The sequence below is a fragment of the Citrobacter arsenatis genome (genome assembly GCF_004353845.1).
GTDB lineage: Bacteria > Pseudomonadota > Gammaproteobacteria > Enterobacterales > Enterobacteriaceae > Citrobacter > Citrobacter arsenatis.
In genome coordinates this window covers 2,922,192-2,941,159 of sequence record NZ_CP037864.1, presented here as the reverse complement: position 1 = coordinate 2,941,159, position 18,968 = coordinate 2,922,192, and the positions used below count along the sequence as shown (strand labels likewise).

Sequence of the window (18,968 nt, the reverse complement as noted above, 5' to 3'; positions counted from 1 at the left end):
GCCCTCCTCAATAATTATGCTGTTGAAAACAACATAAGGTGTTGCTTGTTTTAATAATTATGGTGATGAGAGGGAAATAAGTGAATCCATCGCAAGGTGTAAAATTACACCTAAAATAACTTGAGGATATATGTGTATCTATATAAGAATTGTCCATAAGCAAAAGAGCAATAGCATCGGATAAAAATTGATATCCCAGGTGGGAAACTCAATGCAAATTCTGATAATACGCGCCAGTATTATTTATTCCGGTGCTTTCAAAGTGATAGCGATAATAAAAGTGCTGAGGTGTTATTTGTTTAAAGGCAAAAAAACACTCCAGCTCTATAAATAAACAAAAGTTAAGGAAAGCGATTATGAAAATGAATGTGATAGCGATGACGTTGTCTGGCGCCACCATTCTCATGGCATCAAATGTAATGGCCTATGATGGTACTGTAATTTTTAATGGCGAAATCCTCGATTCGGCGTGTACTGTCGATATTGGTAGTAGCAACACGCTAATGGTCGATCTTGGACGTGTTTCTAAAACGGCATTTGTCAGTACCGGAGATGAAGCGTCCACCACAAAATTTACGCTTCGACTAAAAGATTGTCCGGTCAGTGTGACAACAGCAAAGGTGAAATTTGACGGAGCACATGACAGCAATGACAGTAACCTGTTGGCGATTACTCAGAGTGCCGGGGCGGCAAACGGTGTGGCAATACGTATTAAAACGGCAGACAGCATGAGCCTGGGGCTTAATCAGGATAATGGTTATGCGTATATGTTATCCAGTACCGCGGATAACAATCTGGATTTCTATGCGGCCTATGTGGCAACCCTTGTCCCCGTTCTTCCTGGTGCGGCGAATGCTGTTGCCAATTTTACGGTTAACTATAACTGATTGACCTGCGCAGTTTTAAGGGCTGGCGAACGGCCCTTTCAGAGGTTTACGATGAGAGTATTACGTTTTGGCATATTGCCCCTGTTCGTGGTGGCGATGGGTATAAATGTGGCGCAGGCTGGCGTTTCAATCGGTGGTACCCGCGTAATTTACGATGGTGGAAAGAAAGAAGCATCGCTGAGCGTGAATAACCCCGACACGATCCCGTATTTAATTCAGACGTGGATAGAAACTCAGAGCAACGATGCAGGTAAAGCGCCGTTTATCATTACGCCACCGCTTTATCGGCTGGATAAAGGTCAGCAAAACGTCATGCGTATTATCCACACAGGTAATTTACCGGAGGGAAAAGAATCTCTTTTCTGGCTAAATATAAAATCAATACCGTCGGCTGAGCGTAAAGATAATACATTGCAAATAGCCATTAAAACGCGAATAAAGCTGATTTACCGACCAGTTGGATTAACCCAGTCAACGCCAGAAGCTCAGGCTGATAAATTACATTGGAAATTTGCGGGGAAGTTTATTCAGGTAACGAACCCATCACCATACTTTATTAATTTTAATGAAATTACTGTGGCAAGTAAAAGGTTGGATGACGTCACATATGTCGCCCCCGCCAGCACGGCGAGTTTTGCACTCCCAACAGGAATTACCGCTGGCGCAATAACCTACAGAATTATTAATGATTATGGCGGAATAGGCGAGGCGCATCACGGCGCATTCTAAAACAGGTGCCCGTCGGGAAGGTTATGTTAATGATGATAGCAAAACTGATAATGAAACCGCCTGTGACCCGACGGATACTGTTTATTTTATTGACCCTCGCCAATGTACTCAATGAAGTGAAAGGTCGTGATTACTTTAACCCCGCGCTACTTGAACGAACCGAAGCAACAAACGGTGATGTTGATCTCTCCGGCTTTGAATCCGGGCAGCAAGCGGAAGGAACGTATCGCGTCGATATCGTTCTTAATGGCGAGAATGTCGATTCTCGGGAGGTTACATTTACCAGACGAGAAGGGGGAACGCTGGAGCCGTGTCTTTCTGCAGAGTTGTTGGAGGGCTACGGTGTGAAGAAAGCGTTATATCCAGCACTTGTCGGGAAAGAGAATTGCGCTGACCTGTCTGCCATCCCTCAGGCATCCAGCGAACTGTTATTTTCTTCCCAGAAGCTGTTATTGAGTATTCCGCAGGCTGCACTTTCTTCACCGGCTCGCGGTTATGTCGCGTCAGAACAGTGGGATGAGGGGATTAGCGCAATGATGCTCAATTACAGTCTGAGTGGGGATCATAGTCGGACCAGAGGCATCGGTAACACGAGCAACAGTCAGTACGTTAATTTACGTCCAGGCATTAACGTGGGTCCCTGGAGGCTACGTAATTACAGTACCTGGAATAAAAACAGCCAGGGAAAAGCCAGTTGGGATACCGTCTATAGCTACCTGCAGCGCAATATAATTCCGCTGAAGGCTCAACTGATGCTAGGCGACAGTTCTTCGCCAGCCGATGTCTTTGACAGCATTCCGTTTCGCGGCGGTCAACTGGCTTCTGATGATGAAATGATCCCAGATTCACTGAAAGGTTATGCGCCGGTGGTGCGGGGAATCGCCCGAACGAATGCGCAGGTGATCATTCGACAAAATGGCTATCAAATTTATCAAAACTACGTCTCTCCTGGCGCGTTTGAAATTACCGATATGTATCCGACCGGGGGGGCTGGCGATCTTGATGTGAGCATCAAAGAAGCCGACGGCAGCGAACAACGATTTACCGTACCGTTTGCTTCACTGCCCGTGTTGCAGCGGGAAGGACGTCTCAAATATGCGTTGACCGCCGGACGCTATCGTTCTTATGACAGCCGGGTTGATCCGGCATCGTTTGCCCAGGGAACGGTGATTTATGGCTTACCAGCAGGCTTAACTCTGTATGGCGGCGTGCAGGGTGCGGATAATTATCGTTCCGTCGCTTTGGGGGTTGGGAAAAACCTTGGCGTGGTGGGGGCGGTTTCGACAGACGTTACTCAGTCCTGGTCCCAACTGCAGAATGCAGAACAAGAGCGGGGACAATCCTGGCGCATCCGTTACAGCAAAAATAGCGTTGTGACCGGGACAAACTTTTCGATTGCCGGATATCGTTATTCAACGGCTGGCTATTCCGGTATGCAAGACACGTTTGATTCTTATAGGGCCAACCGTTCACCCGTCGAGAAGCGGCGTAATCGAATGGAGGCAAACATCAGCCAGTCGCTTGGCCCGATGGGGGGATCCCTGGCGCTTAGCGCACTTCGGGAAGATTACTGGCATTACGGCAAATCTCTGCAGTCGTGGAGCCTGAGCTATAACAACACCTGGAACGGGATCAGCTACGGAGTGAGTTGGACGCAGAGTAAAAACGGGAGTTCGGACAGCAATGACCGTTACGACAGCGATCGGCTAATTGCCCTGAATATCAGCATTCCACTTCAACGCTTTATGACCAATTCCTGGGCCAGCTATAGCATGAATACCAGTCGTAACAGCGGGACAACGCACAGCGTGGGCTTAAGCGGGATGGCGTTGGCGGGAAATGCGCTGAGCTGGAATGTTCGCCAGGGTTACGCTTCTGAAGATCCTGGCTATACCGGCAGTCTGAACGCTGATTATAAGGGGGGGTACGCCGAAGTCAGCGGGGGTTACAGTTACGATCGTAACTTACAACGCGTTAATTATTCGTTGGCGGGAGGCGTTCTCGCCCACGCCGACGGCATCACCTTTTCTCAACCGCTGGGAGAAACCAACGTGTTGATCAAAGCGCCGGGTGCCGCGAATGTCGGTATAAAAAACCAAAGTGGCGTACGCACCGATTTTCGCGGTTATACCATTGCCAGTAACGTTTCTCCCTATCGTAAAAATGATATCGGGCTGGAAACGGCAACAGTAGCTGATGACGTTGAACTGGAACTGACCAATAAAACCGTAGTGCCGACACGTGGCGCGGTTGTACGTGCAGATTTTGTGGCAAACGTAGGTTTACGCATACTGCTGACGTTACGGCGTGATAGTGGACGTCCCGTACCGTTTGGCGCGATGGTGACGGTCAGAGGTACACAAGGGCAAAGCTTTATTGTCGGCGATGATGGTCAGGTTTTTTTAAGCGGCATGCAGCCACAAAACGTGCTCGATGTCGTTTGGGGAAATGACAACCAACAGCACTGCACGACTAAATATACGCTAAACATGGCGGAGTATTATCGGGGTATTAGCGTGGCTGAAAGTTTGTGTCGCTAACTCACTTAACACATTGAGTCAATTAAGATGAAGCCAATTTATTCCCTGTTTATTTTATTATTTCTACCCGCGTTGAGTTATGCAGGCAACTGCGCTGTTAATACCACGTTATTTGGCTCGGTGACAATGGGTAATATTCTCGTGCAGCGTGATGCCCCAGTGGGTAGCGAAATTGCACGAGCCAGAGTTTCCGGATATGCCAAGCTTGAAGTGGATGCGCCTGATAGCCCAACGTCTTGCAGTGGCGCTTATACGTTTAATTATTTATCGGCAATGCCATCATCAATAAGTAATGTCTTTAATACTAATCTGGATGGTGTCGGGATACGAGTTTCAGTTTTACCCGGTAGTTTTGTACTGCCATCGAACGGTACGGCTTACGTTTATAATCTCGGATTTTATGATGTGATGCTAATTAAAACCGGAAAGATAATACCAGGATATTTAACGCCAGGCGTAATAATGCAGGGCTGGTTCGTCACGCCCGATAATTATTTCATGCAAATTTCCATGGATGCGAATACTCAGGTAACGGTATTAGCATGTTCACTTGCCAGTCAGACGCTTAATTTTAACCTTGGCGACATTAATGCCAGCGAGTTCTCTAATCAGGCGGGGTTTAACCCGCCGCGTAGCGACAGCCAGGACCTTGGACTGAACTGCGATGCCTCCGCCAACATCAACGTGGAGCTTATCGGAATGCAGAACCCGGATGCGCCAGGCGATACGAGCGTGCTTGCGTTAAACGGTCAGGGGGCGCCGGGGACCGCCGATGGGGTAGGAATACAAGTGCTTTACAACAATGCTCCGCTGCAACTGAATCGTCGGATAGTTTTAAAGCGTTCTGCTGGTGGTCAGGAAACATTTCCGCTGGTGGCGCGTTACTACCAGACGAAGTCCGTCGTCAAACCGGGTAGCGCCAGTACAACCGCGACGCTGAATATCACTTACCAATAACAGGGGCAAAGAATGTTACCTGGAAAAAGAATGGTCATCTTGACGGCGCTCTTAACGCCCGTATTATGCTTGGGCGATCCAGTAACGCTCAATATTAACGGCAATGTCAAAACCGCGCCCTGCCAGGTGAGCAGCGATAGTGTAGCGAAAATGGTCGATTTAACCGCGGGGCAACCTGTTACGGCTTCGTCGCTGTACACGGCGGGCTCCACCACACCGTGGGTCGCTTTTGACTTAAGCGTTGAACAGTGTCCAGCCGGGACAACCCGTGTCTCGATAGTGTTTAACGGTAATGCCGATAGCAATCACCCTGAGGATTTGTACCGGAATGTTGGTACCGCTTCACCCGTGGCGGTTCAGCTACAGGCGAACGATGGCTTACCCCTCGGTGACGGGAAAATATTAACCGGTAATATTTTCAACCGAGGCTACACATGGCGTCTGCGCGCCAGAATTTATAGTGAACAAGGGCAGGTAACGCCGGGGACGGTTAATTCTGCGGTAACGGTATCGATGATCTATCAATAAAAATAAAGCAGGCACTTTAATGAATATCAGTATCCGTTGTCCTGATAACATGTATCAGTTTGGCCTTGTTACATTACTTGGCGAAATATTCTCACTGGAAATGGCCCAGCAGAAACTCAGGATTGAGCGCTATCATCCTAACAATATGACAACTGCCGATATCATGATTTTAAAGTTGAGTCCCGGTGAACATTATCTTTGTCATGCAGAATTCTATACCCGATCGCCGCGACTTATTGTCGGTTTAATTGAACGGGAACATATTCCTGCTCGTGGTGAAATTCCTACTTGTATCAGGAAGATTGTTTTTATTCCACAGGATACCTCAGTCAGCCAGATGGGGGAGATGATTAAACAGCACTGGTTATCAGTAAAAAAGGCGGGCTTGTCCAGTGAGGGACGTTCTTGTTTACATTGTCCACAGAAAACATTTACGGCTCAGCAGCGGCAGCTGATTTTTTTATTATTATCAGGGTTCACGTCGAAGCAAATTGGTATACATATGCATATCTGCCATAAAACGGTTCTGGCACATCGACGAGCATTAATGAATAAATTCAGATTAAGAACAGATTGTGAGCTATTACAGTTTCTGGCTGCCGCGCAGGATAAAAGGGCGTATAGCATGGGAATGCATCAGGGGGTAAGTAGATAATGATGATACCAGTTTTACTGGACGCTGATTTGTACCAGATCCCGTGGGGGTGTAGATAAAACCACCTGCCAGGCAGGTGGTTTATACTCAGGAAAAGATCCAGACTTAGCCCGGATAAATTCCGCGATCTTTTCGTGCCAGCAGAATGCGCTCACAGGCAACAATGTAGGCTGCGGTACGCAGGGAGCAGGATTTCTCTGCCGCTTTTTCCCACACGTGCACCATCGCATCGGTCATGATTTTGTCCATGCGATTGTTAATCTCTTCTTCGCTCCAGAAGAAGCTTGCCATGTCCTGAACCCATTCAAAGTAGCTGACGGTTACGCCGCCGGCGTTACAAACAACGTCAGGCACAACGACGATACCGCGGCTGGCCAGAACGTCATCGGCGTCTGGATAGGTAGGCCCATTGGCGCCTTCGAGTACCAGCTTACAGGTCAGCGTTTCCGCACGGTGACGAGTGATTTGGCCTTCGAGCGCGGCCGGGATCAGAATATCCATCTCCAGGCTCCAGAAAGCTTCGCTGGCGATGGTTTCAGCGCCCGGGAAACCGGCAATCTGTTTGTGCTCTAACTGCCAGGCAGACAATGCGGTCATGTCGATACCCGTTGAGTTAAACAGCGTCGCGGTGTGATCCTGAATCGCGACTACACGCGCACCTGCTGCTGCGAACAGGCGGGCGGCTTCGCTGCCGACGTTACCAAAACCTTGCACCGCCACGCGCGCGCCTTCAACTTCGATGTTCGCACGACGTGCTACTTCCAGGCCGCTGACGAAAACGCCGCGACCGGTGGCTTTATCACGGCCTAACGAACCGCCGAGGTGAATAGGTTTGCCGGTGACCACGCTGGTCACGGTGGTGCCGTGATTCATGGAGTAAGTATCCATCATCCAGGCCATGACTTTGCCGTTAGTACCCACATCCGGCGCAGGAATGTCTTTCTGCGGCCCAATGATAATCCCGATTTCGCTGGTATAACGGCGGGTTAAACGCTCCAGTTCGCCTTCAGACAGCGAGAATGGATCGACACGCACACCACCTTTTGCACCACCGTACGGCAGGTTCAACGCTGCGCATTTGATGGTCATCCATGCGGACAGGGCCATCACTTCATTAAGATCAACATCAGGATGATAACGCACACCGCCTTTGCCCGGACCGCGGGAGAGGTTATGTTGCACGCGATACCCTTCAAAATGACGGATAGTACCGTCATCCATCTGCACCGGGATATCGACAATCAGCGCGCGTTTTGGGTGGCGCAGGGTATCCACCCAATGGGAAAGTTCGCCCAGGTAAGGGGCCACACGCTCGATTTGTTGCAGGTAGGTATTCCAGGCAGATGTGCTGCTATCTGAAGCGTAAGATAACTTATCCATGATAAACCTTAGTTATAAAAGTAATATGTTCTTAATTTGGCCGTGGTATACAGTGAATCTCACCATATGAACCTAAATTTAACATTTTTTTCATAGATCGGCCTGTCCGGGTCACACAGATTAGCATTATGAAAAGTATGGGCTTTGACTGGTGAGTGAATAGTTATTCGATTTCTGTATTAATAAAGGAATTATTTTGCGTGCTGGGTAGTTTAATATGCAATGTTTGTAAAAAATGTAATTTGTCAGATTTATGACGCACCTCTAAAAGTAAATAATATGATAATAAAATGTGTTTGCTTTATTGCTGCTAAGCTGGGCGTCAGTAGGTCACGGCGATGGTAACAGTATCGGCGTAGTTGTCTGGCGTGTAGTTCGCGCTGGGCACGGTGGCGTAGACCGGATAGGTTGCGGCTGTCCCCGTACCATTACCCGCGACGGTATTGAGCGATGTGTTGCCCCAGACCGTGCCGGACGGACCCGGTGTCGAGCTAAGTTGATAGGGGACTTTGTCCGTATTTGAGCCCGTGCCCGCCATTACGCCGCTGCCTGACGTATTGCCGTTGGAGGGTTGAAGTCCGATGGTGTAAGGCGTGTTATTGGAACATGCTACGCCCACGGTATTAGACGCCGTGAGGTTACGCCCGGTCGCGCTGGTTGGCGCAAAGCTAATATTGGTTGCAGACGTGATATTGCACTGTTTGCTGACGGTCGCCGACACGGTGAAAGGAAACCTGGCGGCCACGGTATCGCCACAGGTGGTCGGCGGAAAAAGCAGTCCGGGATTGAGCGTGACGAGGGCTGTCGCCGTCGTATAATTATCCAGATAATTTCCGGGTACCGCTGAGGTTTGTGGCGTGACGATCTGCGCCGATACCGTGAGTGAACCCGTCACCGGCGTCAGATTCAGCAGGTTAAGTTGTACCATGGGAAAAGTCGTTCCCGACTGGTACTGACTCCCCCAGACTTTGGTGCGCCCGGTATCCTGGTAAAGCTGGTATGCCAGCGTTCTGGCAGGCGTGCCGCTTAATGACATATTTCGTGGTGTCACCTGGCCACTGACGGCTGAGGCACCAATATTAAAACAGAGATTGATCCCAGCCAGCGTGTCGCCAAGCTCTTTGGCGCAGGTGTAATTGAACGTCATTGATGACGTTGCGCCTGTCGCAGACAGCGGATTGACTGAACCCAAATTTATGGGTTGCACATTACTCACCGAACAGGTTACCGCATGGCCAATCGTCGGATAAAAGAGTACGGCAGCGATGATTAGCAGGTGTCTTAACCTCATGAACGCACTCCTGTTAGTGTGGTCGACAAACCAGTGGGCCTATTTGCACAATCCCCTTAGCTGACGCGGGATAGTCAAATTGCACGCGGCAACTGCCGGTGTCTGTATCAACACGTAGCGTGTTGTGCGGCTCAAGCGTGTCGAACCAGGTCATTCCATCAAAGCCAACAACAGACGATTGTCCCGTGGCGCTGACGACGTAAGCCATGCTGCCTTCGGGAATTGGCTTCCCCTGATTGTCGACAAGGATGATCTGCGCTGCGCGTACGGGAGTGATGCCAAAGCTAACCAGCGTCCCGGAACGATCGGCTGGCGTTGCGTTCGTCTCAACGCGTGCGATCCGCATATTGGCCGGAAGATCCATTGGGTCAATACTGATCAGATTTTTTTGATAACTGTTCAGCGGCGTGACCAGCAGTAGCCCCTGGTCGTCGCTGCGACCAATCAGGTTATTTTGCAATTTGACCGGAACATCAGGCACGCCGTCAGTTGATACCACGGCAAAGCCATTGTTAATTTCTCGTGCAGCAAACAGACCGCCTCCCATGGTCACCAGCGAGCCGGTTGCGCCTGCGTAACCGTAGTGGTTATCCGGTAACCGGCTGAATCCCGCGTACGCTTTGCCGTAACGCCCCAGATATCCCACTTCCCCCTGACCGCTTTGCCGGGAAGCCTGTTGACTGGCGGCCAGATTCCAGCCCCAGCCGCCGTCGGCAGGAGGTGTCAGGCTGGCGTTAAGTTGGTAGCCGGTCTCATCGTTGGTGCGTTGCAGGGTACTGCTGGCGCTCAGATTGTTATCAGTAGTAATCGTGACCATCAAATAGAGACTGCGATCGCGGTTATCGTCTATGTTCTGGTTGAATCCTGCATTCAGTGAGATGTTGTCTGTAACCGATTTGAACCAGCTGGCGTTGGCGTAGCGCACCGCATTTTCGTGCGGGTAACGAAATTGCAGATAGCTCAGGCTGACATTGCCGGCTCTTTCCAGCGAATAACCAACGACCGTGTTGCTGTTAAGCGTTGGTGGCGGCTCACCATAATGGGTGGCGACATCACGATAATCGCCGGACGTTGCCGTAGTACTGGTACTGAAATTAAACCGTGCGCCGGACCAACGGTAACCAAAACTGTACAAAAACCCGTTTTTTCCTGAGTCGGTACTTGCGGCAAGTGAGGTTGAAAACGTGCCGCTGCGGGTCCCTGGGATCCAGTCGTTACTGAAGCCTGCGTTTATCAGTCCATCGCTGGTTTCCGCGTGTGTCCCAGCGGTGAACGTATTACTAAACCCTCGACGCCATGTCGCACTCAATACCGGTGCGCTAGCATAGTCAAAAGAGGCGTAACCATAGTTTTCGCGTACCGTGCCCAACTCTGCCGACCAGGCGGTTAATCCTTCCCGCAGGAGTTGCTGATCGTTGTAGAACGAGAAATTTTGTACGCTCGTTCTGCCCAGCGCATCTGTCATCATCACCTGGCCTGTTCCTGCACCGCTGATGTTAGGCATGGTGTTGATCTGAAAGCTACCCGCAGGGACTTCTCCGTTGTAGTACCTGACGCCGTCGACGTATAGCTCAACGTTTGATGGCAACGTCGCAGAGCCAAGGTATGCAGGGAGCGGAGTGGTTGGCATATAAGGCTGTAAGCCAAAATCGGTTCCTATCTGAATGCCGCCAATACGCGTTGGTCGCGACCAGATGAGCGAACTTGTTAGGGTATCGCCAATGCTTACCGCCAGCATCGTTTCGGGAAATGACGTACGCCAGCTGGTATCAAGGCGCTGAAAGCTGTTATCGGCATTTTCCTCGGTAGAGTACTGCGTTAACTGGGTGGTACTGAGCACGCCGGCAGCATTGAAGGCGCGGAGTTCGCTGAAGGTATTGACTGCGCTTTCATCACCTTGCTGGGTATAGATATCGTAATTAAGCAGCGCCCCGCGTGATGTTGTCGCCGTCGGCGCGGTTTCTGTCGGTGAGTTAAGCTGCGTGGTAGCGAGGTCAAGTGAACTGAGTGGCGCTGTTAGCGAGAGCGTTTGTAACTGAGCATTGTAGTCGATGGTTAGCTGAGGGATATCGCTCAGGCAGACGGCGTCAGTGGCATTCTGCGCATAACGAAAGCCCATTTTTCGCAGGGTATCGGCTCCTGCATAGAGCTTTCCATTATCAAAGCCCAGATGAACCAGCCCAACGGGATTTCCATTTAAGGTGACGTCGAGATACAAATCGACACCTGCCAGCCGCGTTGCGTCATTAATAACACCAATCTCATTCTGGCTATTATTCAGCGTTTGTGCGCAAACCATTCCCGATATTAATACTCCATTGAGAAAGCAACATTTCACCAGAAGCCAGGAACTGTTACAGATCTTGTATTGTTTTTTGGCCATTGATTGTGACTTCAACTTTCCCGCCAGAATGGGTATCACTGGTTGACGGGGAGACTATCCAGCGCATCGTGGAGCCGGGCAAAACGTAGCCTAACAGTCCGGGCGTAATAACTTTTTTAGTACCGTCAGGGCTTATAAAGGTGGCAGCAGATAATTGCGCATGCCCAGTTCCCTGGTTACTGACTTCAATAAATTTTTTGCCATCAAGTCGTTGTAATTTCCATTGCAGTTTTGCCTGCGTTTGCGCGGGTGATGCCGGTTGGATGAAAACAGGGACGGAATAATGCAGCACAAACTGAAGCTTATTTTTTTCGACTTTTGCAGGCGGTAACTCATCAATCGATAACCGATAAGCGTCTTCAGCCTGTGCCGAGGGTGGACCTGTGCGAATAACGCGAATTAGCTGACGTTCTCCAGGGGCTAACGCCAGCATCGGTGGGCTAATGACCAGCCCCTGAGACGGTGAAAGTTTGTCGTCGTAGGCGCTTTGGCTCCAGCGAAAAACCCGAACCTGGGCGTTGAGCACATTTTCACCTGCGTTACTCAGCCAGATACCATCGGCGTTTTGCGTCGCTTGCAACGTTAACGTGACTGGGGCGATTTGCAATCCACTGGCGGTGGCAAGGTTGACGCTCGCAACCATCCCTAGCAGGCATGCGCAGGCACACTGCTTAACAGGCAGTTTTACTCTCATGTGGCTTCCTGCAGTTAGTAGTTAACGTTAACCGTTACCGTGTCGGCATAGTCGTCAGGAGTGAAGTTGGCGCTTGGTGCGGTCGCATAAACAGTAAAAGTCTGCACCAGACCGGTCCCTGTCGCCGCTACACCATTCCCGGGCGCGGTGTCGGTGGCGGTATTCCCCCACACCGGACCTGTGGCAGATGTGCGATTGAGTTGGTAAGGCACTTTGTCCGTATTCGTAGCAGCGTTCGCCACAGAGGACATGGCGCCTGAGCCCGTTGTTGTCCCTCCATTAGCGGCCGACGGCGCCAGACCGATAAAATAGGGCGTAGTTTTAGAGCAATTAATCGAAATCGTGTTGCTTGCACTGGTATTTGTTGCTGTGGTATTCACCGGCCCAAGCGTGATATTTGAAGCCGATCCGGCAGTCACGGTACAGGCCTTCTGAATCGTCATCAGTACCTGAAATGTTCCGTTAACGGTTGCTGCATTTGCCACTGATATAATGGAAAAGGCGCAGCAACAAAGAATTAAGCGTTTGTCTAAGACTAGAGCCATATCCTTTACCTTTTTCAAATAACCACATTTATTACTTTAGAAAAACAATAATGTGGCACAAGAAGACATAATTTAACCCTAGAATAAGTATTAGACGTACGCCAGTTGATCTAATAAATTTTACTTAGGAAAAAGGTGATGTCGTCTGCAAAAAAATAATACCAACGGGTTAGTATGTTGTTTTGTTTTTATGCTATGACATGTGTTAAGTCTGGGGGGAAGGGGACAACAGAATCATGGGATGGTACTTAAAATAACCACCCAAAAATGGAAATAGTAGGATTTATCTTCCTCGACGTATTATCGCATGACGTGTTGGTTATGGGGCGTGGAAAATGACCTTATAACCTTGTTCATTCCAGTGTTGTAGCAGCTCATTTTGTCTGCGAGTTGGCGAAATACCGGTCCAGACAAACAGCGTTTGGCCTGGGAAAAGTTCTGGTCTTGGCGATTCAATGGGCTCAGCAAGAACGGCAATATGCCAACCAGATTGTGAAAGTCGCCAGGCTTCGAGCCATAGGCGGGTTCTGTCTTCGACATCCCAGGCCATCAGGATGGCATCTTTCCCTGACTTGCGCCGTGTTTCAGAGAGCAGTGTGGCAACGTACTCAATCAAGGCGCCATCAAGCATACTGTTCATAATGCGGGATGTATTATGGTCAAGCATCAATCGTTGACGTACGGGAAGATAGACACGATCAATTAAAGCGTATACAGGGTAGACTCGCCCAAGTGAGATAATTTTTGCTCGCAGCTTCGGCGGATGAGCCATGCGAAGCATGCTCATCATCTCCTCTTGCAATTGATTCCAGTCATCATCAGATTCGCGGGTACTGGTTTCCAGCAAAGCTTTAACTTTGCCAACCGGTGTGCCATTGCTAATCCAGCGTTTTATTTCTTCAATACGCTGAATATCTTCTTCATCAAAGAGTCGGTGGCCACCTTCACTGCGTTGAGGTTTGAGTAAACCGTAACGTCGTTGCCATGCCCGAAGGGTGACGGGATTTATCCCGCAACGTTCTGCGACATCCCCAATGCTGTAATAAGCCATAGTTCCCCCAGACACTCCTGATTCTCCGTCACCGATATGCGGTTCCTGTTACTTTGTACAACATGCATCAAATTGTACAAAACATACAGAGGATTCTAGCAAAATTAAGATTTACTTTACTATCATGCAGGGAGTAAATGCTGAATTTTTATGTTCAGCATAAGGAGGTGTGCTGGGATTGTTATTTATTAACAATGTGTTAGTGGTTATGGCGCTGAGAAATCATTTTTTCTCTGGCCATGAGACAGACGGAGTACCATTCAGGCAGGCTTGTGCAAAAAGGTTCCCCTGGAAGATTTCAATGCCTGCGGATTCAAGCCACATCCACTCTTCAGGTTTTTCGACGCCGACTGCGGAAATCATAATCTCCAGTGAAGCGCAGCATTTGATAATTGCCTGAATGATGGCCTGCCTTGGTCCACTTTTATGCACATCAGTGATGAGTTCGCGGCTTATCTTAATTCGATCTGGTTGAAAACGAGACAGAAGCTGAAGCCCGGCAAAACCAGCGCCGAAATGATCTATCGCCACACAAATTCCCGCAGCCTTGAGTGACTTCACGGCCTGCGCGAATGTATCAAAGCGCGAAATAACTTCACTTTCGGTAAACTCTACAATGATTTGTTCAGGTACCAGTCCATGCGCCGCGATTTCATTTAGCAGAAAGCTCACCGCATCGGGTTTGTTTACCAGGGTCATGGGGAGCAGATTGACCGACAGCATTTTGTCGTTAAGTCCCAGCGCACTTGCCATGGCAAAAGCAATCTTTTTGCTCCGCAGATCTGCGGTATACACTTCCTCAGGAGTTAAGTTGCCGAAATAAGCTGCGGGCGTTTCACCGTTTTTACCACGAATAAGCGCTTCCAGCGCAATGACGCGCTGTGACATGGGATCGATAATAGGTTGAAAAGCAAAGCTGAAATCGGTATCGGACGGGAGTGTGCTTTCATCCAGGAGGGTATAAGAGTTGTCGGCGATAAAACTCCAGTAATCCGGCGCAGGTATTTCAAAATAGCTCGATTTTTCCGTCGCAAGGACAAATGTGCGGAAAAACTGTAATGCCCTGTCATCATACGTGAGCTGAAATTTAGATGTTCCCTTATTAAGTACAGCTTGTAGGACGTCATTGCGTTCATGTTTTTGTAAATCGAATAACTCCATCCCCACTTTCCCGAATCTTCTCGCAGGCGCGTAATCACACATCAGCTCAACGATATTATGGTGCCGCGGATCGTTACAAATACAACGATAGATCTCTTTTACCTTCTCCTCAGGGCCTTCAAGCAGTTGGAAAAAATGGCGACCGTTAAAGAGTAAAATCCCCGTAACATCAGATCGCCTGTTTTTGATATTTGCGGCTGTCACCATGTCCTCAAGCGCTCTGAGGGGGGCGTCATCACGTAGATGGCTACGGTAAATAATGGTCGTGAGCATGGACAGTCCGGGATCAAGAGAGGGGAAGAGCTATGGACAGTATCAGACAAACCAGCTTATGTCCTGATTTTAATACATTATCCTAACTTTATTTTTACAATTAAAAAGCCCCTAAACGGAGAAAACTCATCATTAGACGAAGTGATTTGTACAACGAAATTGCATTTTATGCAGATCGATAAATATGTAATTATTTGATTTTATTGGAGTAGCACTTATTGCTAAAAATTAGCGTGCTACGTTGTACACATTTTCGGTACAACTTTGCTACTGTTATACAACTTAATATTCACCAGCATTTTGTTACAGGAGCATGACATGCAGCAGCATACCGTTCGTACTGATTCTGCAAGCGCGATTTCTCGTTACTTTGCTAAGGCGCATCTGCCAACCCAACAGGAAACGCTGGGAGAAATTGTCACTGAGATACTCAAAGATGGGCGCAATTTGAACCGCAAATCACTTTGCACCAAGTTGCTGTGTCGTCTTGAAAAAGCATCAGGGGAGAACGAACAGAAACATTACAATGCGTTAATTGGCCTGCTTTTCGAATAAAATAAAACCCTAATATGATAATGGGTAAGTAGTGAAGGAGTTATGAAGAAAACTGACATTGAACGCTTGAAATATGAAATTACAGGTTTGGCTGTGCTAGAAATTTTGCGAATGCATACAGACGTTTCGTTAGCTGCAGTGATTAAGCAACTGCGACTTATGCAGGCCAGTGAGATAGATAGCACACGCAAAGAATTAATTGACAGCGTTATTAATGATTTTACCAACATTAATCCGGGGAAGATAGGCATAAAACCGGAGAAAACCACAGATGAGAGTGCTTTCAGTGCCAGCAAAAACCCTAAATTACATTAAAGATAATCTTCCAGACTATACAAGCGAGGTTACCATGCTTCATGAAATTAATGTCCACAGTGTAATGACGGATAAAGCTTTATCAAGTTACTTCCATAATGCAGGTGAGCTACTAGCAGATGAGTCTGTGGTGTTGGGACAGGCGGTAACAAATGTAATTCTGGCAGGTGATAATGTTAATAATAAAAATATTATCTTAAGCCTGATTAGTTCTCTGGAGTCAACGACTGACGTTGTCCAGGCAGATGTTATCAGAAAAACCCTGGAAATAGTGTTGCGTTATACAGCAGACGACGTTTAAAAGTCTTCATATTAATAAAATATGTACAGTACCCTTGTTATATGCTGAAAGCACTTATGCTGAGCATTTTTTAGATTAAGACTATACATAGCACCCTCTTATTTTTATGACATACAGTTTATGGGGTTGATATGGCCAATTCTATTCCGGAAAGCTTTATTCTTTGCTGTGCGTTGTATAAAGATATAGAGCGTAAGGTAATATTAAAAGAAGGTTATATCAATAATGATGTTCTTATTCAGGCAGTTAGTATGCAGTTGAAGAATGAGAAGAATGCGATTTTAACCGATCTCTATACGCAGATTTTGGATTATCTTCAACCCGAACAGTAGCACAACACGATTAAGTTTATTGTGATTTTTCATTGAGGCCATAATGATGAGCATCGTTTAGGAGCAAGCAGGAAACGCAGAGTTATGGATTGATGATATCTTTATCAGGCAGGGGTTAGAGAATATTCTTGCCGATATGTTTTTTGAAGATGACAAGGCGTATCTTGTCTTCTTTAACGCCAATCACTTTGAGGCGTATTAAACGAAATTATTAATACTCTGCTCTGTGGTAGTATAAACGATTTTAATAGTGTTTGGCAAAATTAAACATCGTAGTTGCTATTACTTACGGGTTTATAATTTGTTGATGTGGACACATTCGACCTTAAGCGAGTGGAAAAATTGTCTGAGCAGATATTTCTATAAAACAGTCTTTCGCTAAGCTCCTGGGTAAATTGTGGCTCTTCAGCACCCTATGATGGGTTGTTGAGCAGTATTTACCATTCCTGCGATATTGAGCAGCAATAAAAGGCGACATGCAATCACTGTTTGATAATTACAGTCAAAGATACAGCCAGCCATCACCTATTAGTAAATGTACTGGACACTCATTTTTTGAACTGTGTTGTAAAAGCAATGCTTCAGTTGATTCCTAGGTAGCTATAATTGATGGTTCCAATACATTACTGAGCGGAATTTCCGGTGGTTTTAGTACAAAGCGCTCTGGTGGTACATGCTGACGGCAGTTATTTTCAATAAAAATATACATCATTTCAGGCCTAAGTGATCTATGGCGCGAGCTTTGTTAATGATCAACTCCTTAAATAGTGTTGAGCCAGCAGTTATTTGAATTTTGCAATTTAAGGGCCCGCTGATCCCATCAGGCCGGGCATATCCTGCTGTTGATTTCTACGCCAGCTTTAGAAAAGTGATTAACATAGGGTGACTTCACGCGCAGGAGTGACAACCTTGGGTGTGACCTGGTTACTGAAAAAATCATCTGAACCGTCCCTCTCCCTCAACATTATTATAAATGATGTGATTTACCTGGTAACCCATCATAAAACCATAATTTCAATGTGTGAATATTTTGAATTGATAATATTTCAATTAAAACAATGAATTGTGCATGCACTTGTCCTGGATTATGACTCAAATCAAACTTCTGCGCTTTAATCAAAGCAGAATATTTGACCGATAAATGCTTAACATTCGATCGAAAAGATCACAATTAGTTAACTTTCTGGTGAAACGATCTGAGAAGCCGTCATGTAATAGTGTTTTGTTCTGCAAAAAGCGGTTATGAATAAAATATAAGATCGTCAAATGTTGTTTTAATAGATCATTAGATCGTTTTTAATGCCTGTGGCAGTTAAAAATTCTTATCGTGAAAGAGGCGGCATTCTTCGTTGTGTCGGTGCTAGCACCCAGCCAAGCACCAATGTACTGATTGATAGATAGTGTTGCTAGAAGTGCCGATAGCGGGGTAAAGAGATATTAAGGGAGTGAGCAGGAAAGGGTAGGAGCCAGTGGATACATCTGGCAAAACGTTGGACAAAACCAGTAAAGCCGTTTTGGGCAACACAGCAATATGACCCGCTCGGTCTATCACTTGGGAGGAGTGAAGGATGAAGATAGTCTCTTTTTCCGGCTTTTTCCAAACACAGAATTAATGAGGTGAAGATAAATGTATTTAAATCCAGTGGAAAAGGAAAAAATGCTCGTTTTTCTGGCAAGTGAATTGGCCTGGAAGCGCAAGGAGAGAGGCCTGAAGCTAAATTATCCAGAGTCGGTAGCTATTATCACCAGCTTTATTTTGGAAGGTGCTCGTGATGGAAAGAGAGTAGCTGAATTGATGGAGGCTGGAAAACATGTGTTGACACGAGATGACGTGATGGATGGTATTCCAGAAATGATCGCTGACATACAGGCGGAAGCCACTTTCCCAGATGGAACAAAACTTGTCACTGTACACAATCCTATCTCCTGAGTGTTGTTATAGAAAGCCTGTAGGCACTTTGAAAATATATAATCTATTAATAATAGGAGGGAAGTTGAAGTGAGTACTCATGTTGAAAAAAAATATATCATCCCCGGTGAATATAGACTCGCAAAAGATCCTATAGAACTTAATGTTGGTCGTGATACAGCAAAGATCCGCGTTTCAAATACGGGTGACCGTCCAATCCAGGTTGGTTCGCACATACACTTTGTTGAAGTAAATCGGCAACTATCATTTGACCGCAAGGGAGCTATTGGCAAGAGGTTAAATATCCCTGCGGGTACAGCAGTTCGATTCGAACCTGGTGAAGAGATGGAAGTTGAGTTGGTAGAATTGGGGGGGAATCGTTGTGTTTATGGGGTTGGTGATTTGACTAATGGTTCAGTCGATAGGAGTGATGAAATTATCAAGAGAGCCAATAAATTAGGTTTTAAAGGAGCTGAATAAAA

19 protein-coding genes are annotated in these 18,968 nt (G+C 47.2%); 12 read left to right on the top strand and 7 right to left on the bottom strand.

All coding sequences use genetic code 11. The annotated features are described in order from the left end of the window. Positions 1–356 precede the first annotated feature (356 nt). Genes E1B03_RS15235 through E1B03_RS15210 form a run of 6 tightly spaced genes read left to right on the top strand, consistent with a single transcriptional unit; the run spans position 357 to position 6,296 of the window. Positions 357–887 carry a fimbrial protein gene (locus E1B03_RS15235; RefSeq protein WP_103770832.1) on the top strand — a complete coding sequence of 177 codons (531 nt, stop codon included), beginning with the start codon at positions 357–359 and terminating at the stop codon, positions 885–887. A gap of 51 nt (positions 888–938) precedes the next feature. Beyond that, positions 939–1,616: a fimbrial biogenesis chaperone gene (locus E1B03_RS15230; RefSeq protein WP_103770831.1), complete on the top strand. Its 678-nt coding sequence runs from the start codon at positions 939–941 to the stop codon at positions 1,614–1,616. 29 nt (positions 1,617–1,645) lie between these two features. Next, positions 1,646–4,156 (top strand): fimbria/pilus outer membrane usher protein, encoded by a 2,511-nt coding sequence (locus E1B03_RS15225; RefSeq protein ID WP_103770830.1) that lies wholly within the window; start codon positions 1,646–1,648, stop codon positions 4,154–4,156. Positions 4,157–4,183: 27 nt separating this feature from the next. Further along, the gene (locus tag E1B03_RS15220; protein ID WP_103770829.1) at positions 4,184–5,113 is read left to right on the top strand and encodes a fimbrial protein; all 930 of its coding nucleotides are present in this window, start codon (positions 4,184–4,186) and stop codon (positions 5,111–5,113) included. Positions 5,114–5,143: 30 nt separating this feature from the next. Next, positions 5,144–5,641 (top strand): fimbrial protein, encoded by a 498-nt coding sequence (locus E1B03_RS15215; protein WP_246044114.1) that lies wholly within the window; start codon positions 5,144–5,146, stop codon positions 5,639–5,641. 19 nt (positions 5,642–5,660) lie between these two features. Continuing rightward, positions 5,661–6,296, top strand: coding sequence for a helix-turn-helix transcriptional regulator (locus tag E1B03_RS15210; protein WP_133086509.1), 636 nt, complete (start codon positions 5,661–5,663; stop codon positions 6,294–6,296). A gap of 105 nt (positions 6,297–6,401) precedes the next feature. On the opposite strand, the gene E1B03_RS15205 is transcribed toward E1B03_RS15210, so the two are convergent. The 7 genes from E1B03_RS15205 to E1B03_RS15175 form a co-directional block, all read right to left on the bottom strand. Further along, positions 6,402–7,676 carry a Glu/Leu/Phe/Val family dehydrogenase gene (locus E1B03_RS15205; protein WP_103770826.1) on the bottom strand — a complete coding sequence of 425 codons (1,275 nt, stop codon included), beginning with the start codon at positions 7,674–7,676 and terminating at the stop codon, positions 6,402–6,404. Positions 7,677–7,998: 322 nt separating this feature from the next. Continuing rightward, on the bottom strand, positions 7,999–8,967 hold the full coding sequence (locus tag E1B03_RS15200; protein ID WP_133086508.1) for a Csu type fimbrial protein: 969 nt from the start codon (positions 8,965–8,967) through the stop codon (positions 7,999–8,001). 13 nt (positions 8,968–8,980) lie between these two features. Next, positions 8,981–11,266, bottom strand: coding sequence for a fimbria/pilus outer membrane usher protein (locus E1B03_RS15195; RefSeq protein WP_103770824.1), 2,286 nt, complete (start codon positions 11,264–11,266; stop codon positions 8,981–8,983). A 55-nt stretch (positions 11,267–11,321) separates the two neighbouring features. Then, a complete protein-coding gene (locus tag E1B03_RS15190; RefSeq protein WP_103770823.1) occupies positions 11,322–12,044 on the bottom strand; it encodes a fimbrial biogenesis chaperone in 723 nt (240 codons plus the stop codon). Between the two features lie 14 nt (positions 12,045–12,058). Then, positions 12,059–12,589, bottom strand: a complete 531-nt coding sequence (locus E1B03_RS15185) for a Csu type fimbrial protein (protein WP_003020867.1) — start codon at positions 12,587–12,589, stop codon at positions 12,059–12,061. A 319-nt stretch (positions 12,590–12,908) separates the two neighbouring features. After that, the gene (locus E1B03_RS15180) at positions 12,909–13,640 is read right to left on the bottom strand and encodes a MerR family transcriptional regulator (protein ID WP_103770822.1); all 732 of its coding nucleotides are present in this window, start codon (positions 13,638–13,640) and stop codon (positions 12,909–12,911) included. Positions 13,641–13,862: 222 nt separating this feature from the next. Beyond that, positions 13,863–15,074 (bottom strand): diguanylate phosphodiesterase, encoded by a 1,212-nt coding sequence (locus tag E1B03_RS15175; protein WP_103770821.1) that lies wholly within the window; start codon positions 15,072–15,074, stop codon positions 13,863–13,865. 318 nt (positions 15,075–15,392) lie between these two features. Between E1B03_RS15175 and ycgZ the strand changes: the two genes are divergently transcribed. From ycgZ to E1B03_RS15140, 6 genes are all read left to right on the top strand, one after another. Further along, positions 15,393–15,629, top strand: coding sequence for a regulatory protein YcgZ (ycgZ, locus tag E1B03_RS15170; protein ID WP_103770820.1), 237 nt, complete (start codon positions 15,393–15,395; stop codon positions 15,627–15,629). A 42-nt stretch (positions 15,630–15,671) separates the two neighbouring features. Continuing rightward, positions 15,672–15,944: a hypothetical protein gene (locus E1B03_RS15165; RefSeq protein ID WP_103770819.1), complete on the top strand. Its 273-nt coding sequence runs from the start codon at positions 15,672–15,674 to the stop codon at positions 15,942–15,944. 34 nt (positions 15,945–15,978) lie between these two features. Next, a complete protein-coding gene (locus E1B03_RS15160; protein ID WP_103770818.1) occupies positions 15,979–16,245 on the top strand; it encodes a biofilm development regulator YmgB/AriR family protein in 267 nt (88 codons plus the stop codon). Positions 16,246–16,376: 131 nt separating this feature from the next. Beyond that, positions 16,377–16,577 carry a hypothetical protein gene (locus tag E1B03_RS15155; protein ID WP_165955321.1) on the top strand — a complete coding sequence of 67 codons (201 nt, stop codon included), beginning with the start codon at positions 16,377–16,379 and terminating at the stop codon, positions 16,575–16,577. A 1,627-nt stretch (positions 16,578–18,204) separates the two neighbouring features. Then, complete coding sequence (ureA, locus tag E1B03_RS15145; RefSeq protein ID WP_133086507.1) at positions 18,205–18,507, top strand: urease subunit gamma; 303 nt, start codon at positions 18,205–18,207, stop codon at positions 18,505–18,507. Positions 18,508–18,603: 96 nt separating this feature from the next. Next, positions 18,604–18,966: an urease subunit beta gene (locus E1B03_RS15140; protein WP_103770863.1), complete on the top strand. Its 363-nt coding sequence runs from the start codon at positions 18,604–18,606 to the stop codon at positions 18,964–18,966. The last annotated feature ends 2 nt before the right edge of the window (positions 18,967–18,968 follow it).

Excerpts from the sequence above, each read along its gene's own strand:
- E1B03_RS15235 (WP_103770832.1), top strand. The coding sequence starts at position 357 with ATGAAAATGAATGTGATAGCGATGACGTTGTCTGGCGCCACCATTCTC.
- E1B03_RS15230 (WP_103770831.1), top strand. The coding sequence starts at position 939 with ATGAGAGTATTACGTTTTGGCATATTGCCCCTGTTCGTGGTGGCGATG.
- E1B03_RS15225 (WP_103770830.1), top strand. The coding sequence starts at position 1,646 with ATGATGATAGCAAAACTGATAATGAAACCGCCTGTGACCCGACGGATA.
- E1B03_RS15220 (WP_103770829.1), top strand. The coding sequence starts at position 4,184 with ATGAAGCCAATTTATTCCCTGTTTATTTTATTATTTCTACCCGCGTTG.
- E1B03_RS15215 (WP_246044114.1), top strand. The coding sequence starts at position 5,144 with ATGGTCATCTTGACGGCGCTCTTAACGCCCGTATTATGCTTGGGCGAT.
- E1B03_RS15210 (WP_133086509.1), top strand. The coding sequence starts at position 5,661 with ATGAATATCAGTATCCGTTGTCCTGATAACATGTATCAGTTTGGCCTT.
- E1B03_RS15205 (WP_103770826.1), bottom strand. The coding sequence starts at position 7,676 with ATGGATAAGTTATCTTACGCTTCAGATAGCAGCACATCTGCCTGGAAT.
- E1B03_RS15200 (WP_133086508.1), bottom strand. The coding sequence starts at position 8,967 with ATGAGGTTAAGACACCTGCTAATCATCGCTGCCGTACTCTTTTATCCG.
- E1B03_RS15195 (WP_103770824.1), bottom strand. The coding sequence starts at position 11,266 with ATGGTTTGCGCACAAACGCTGAATAATAGCCAGAATGAGATTGGTGTT.
- E1B03_RS15190 (WP_103770823.1), bottom strand. The coding sequence starts at position 12,044 with ATGAGAGTAAAACTGCCTGTTAAGCAGTGTGCCTGCGCATGCCTGCTA.
- E1B03_RS15185 (WP_003020867.1), bottom strand. The coding sequence starts at position 12,589 with ATGGCTCTAGTCTTAGACAAACGCTTAATTCTTTGTTGCTGCGCCTTT.
- E1B03_RS15180 (WP_103770822.1), bottom strand. The coding sequence starts at position 13,640 with ATGGCTTATTACAGCATTGGGGATGTCGCAGAACGTTGCGGGATAAAT.
- E1B03_RS15175 (WP_103770821.1), bottom strand. The coding sequence starts at position 15,074 with ATGCTCACGACCATTATTTACCGTAGCCATCTACGTGATGACGCCCCC.
- ycgZ (WP_103770820.1), top strand. The coding sequence starts at position 15,393 with ATGCAGCAGCATACCGTTCGTACTGATTCTGCAAGCGCGATTTCTCGT.
- E1B03_RS15165 (WP_103770819.1), top strand. The coding sequence starts at position 15,672 with ATGAAGAAAACTGACATTGAACGCTTGAAATATGAAATTACAGGTTTG.
- E1B03_RS15160 (WP_103770818.1), top strand. The coding sequence starts at position 15,979 with ATGCTTCATGAAATTAATGTCCACAGTGTAATGACGGATAAAGCTTTA.
- E1B03_RS15155 (WP_165955321.1), top strand. The coding sequence starts at position 16,377 with ATGGCCAATTCTATTCCGGAAAGCTTTATTCTTTGCTGTGCGTTGTAT.
- ureA (WP_133086507.1), top strand. The coding sequence starts at position 18,205 with ATGTATTTAAATCCAGTGGAAAAGGAAAAAATGCTCGTTTTTCTGGCA.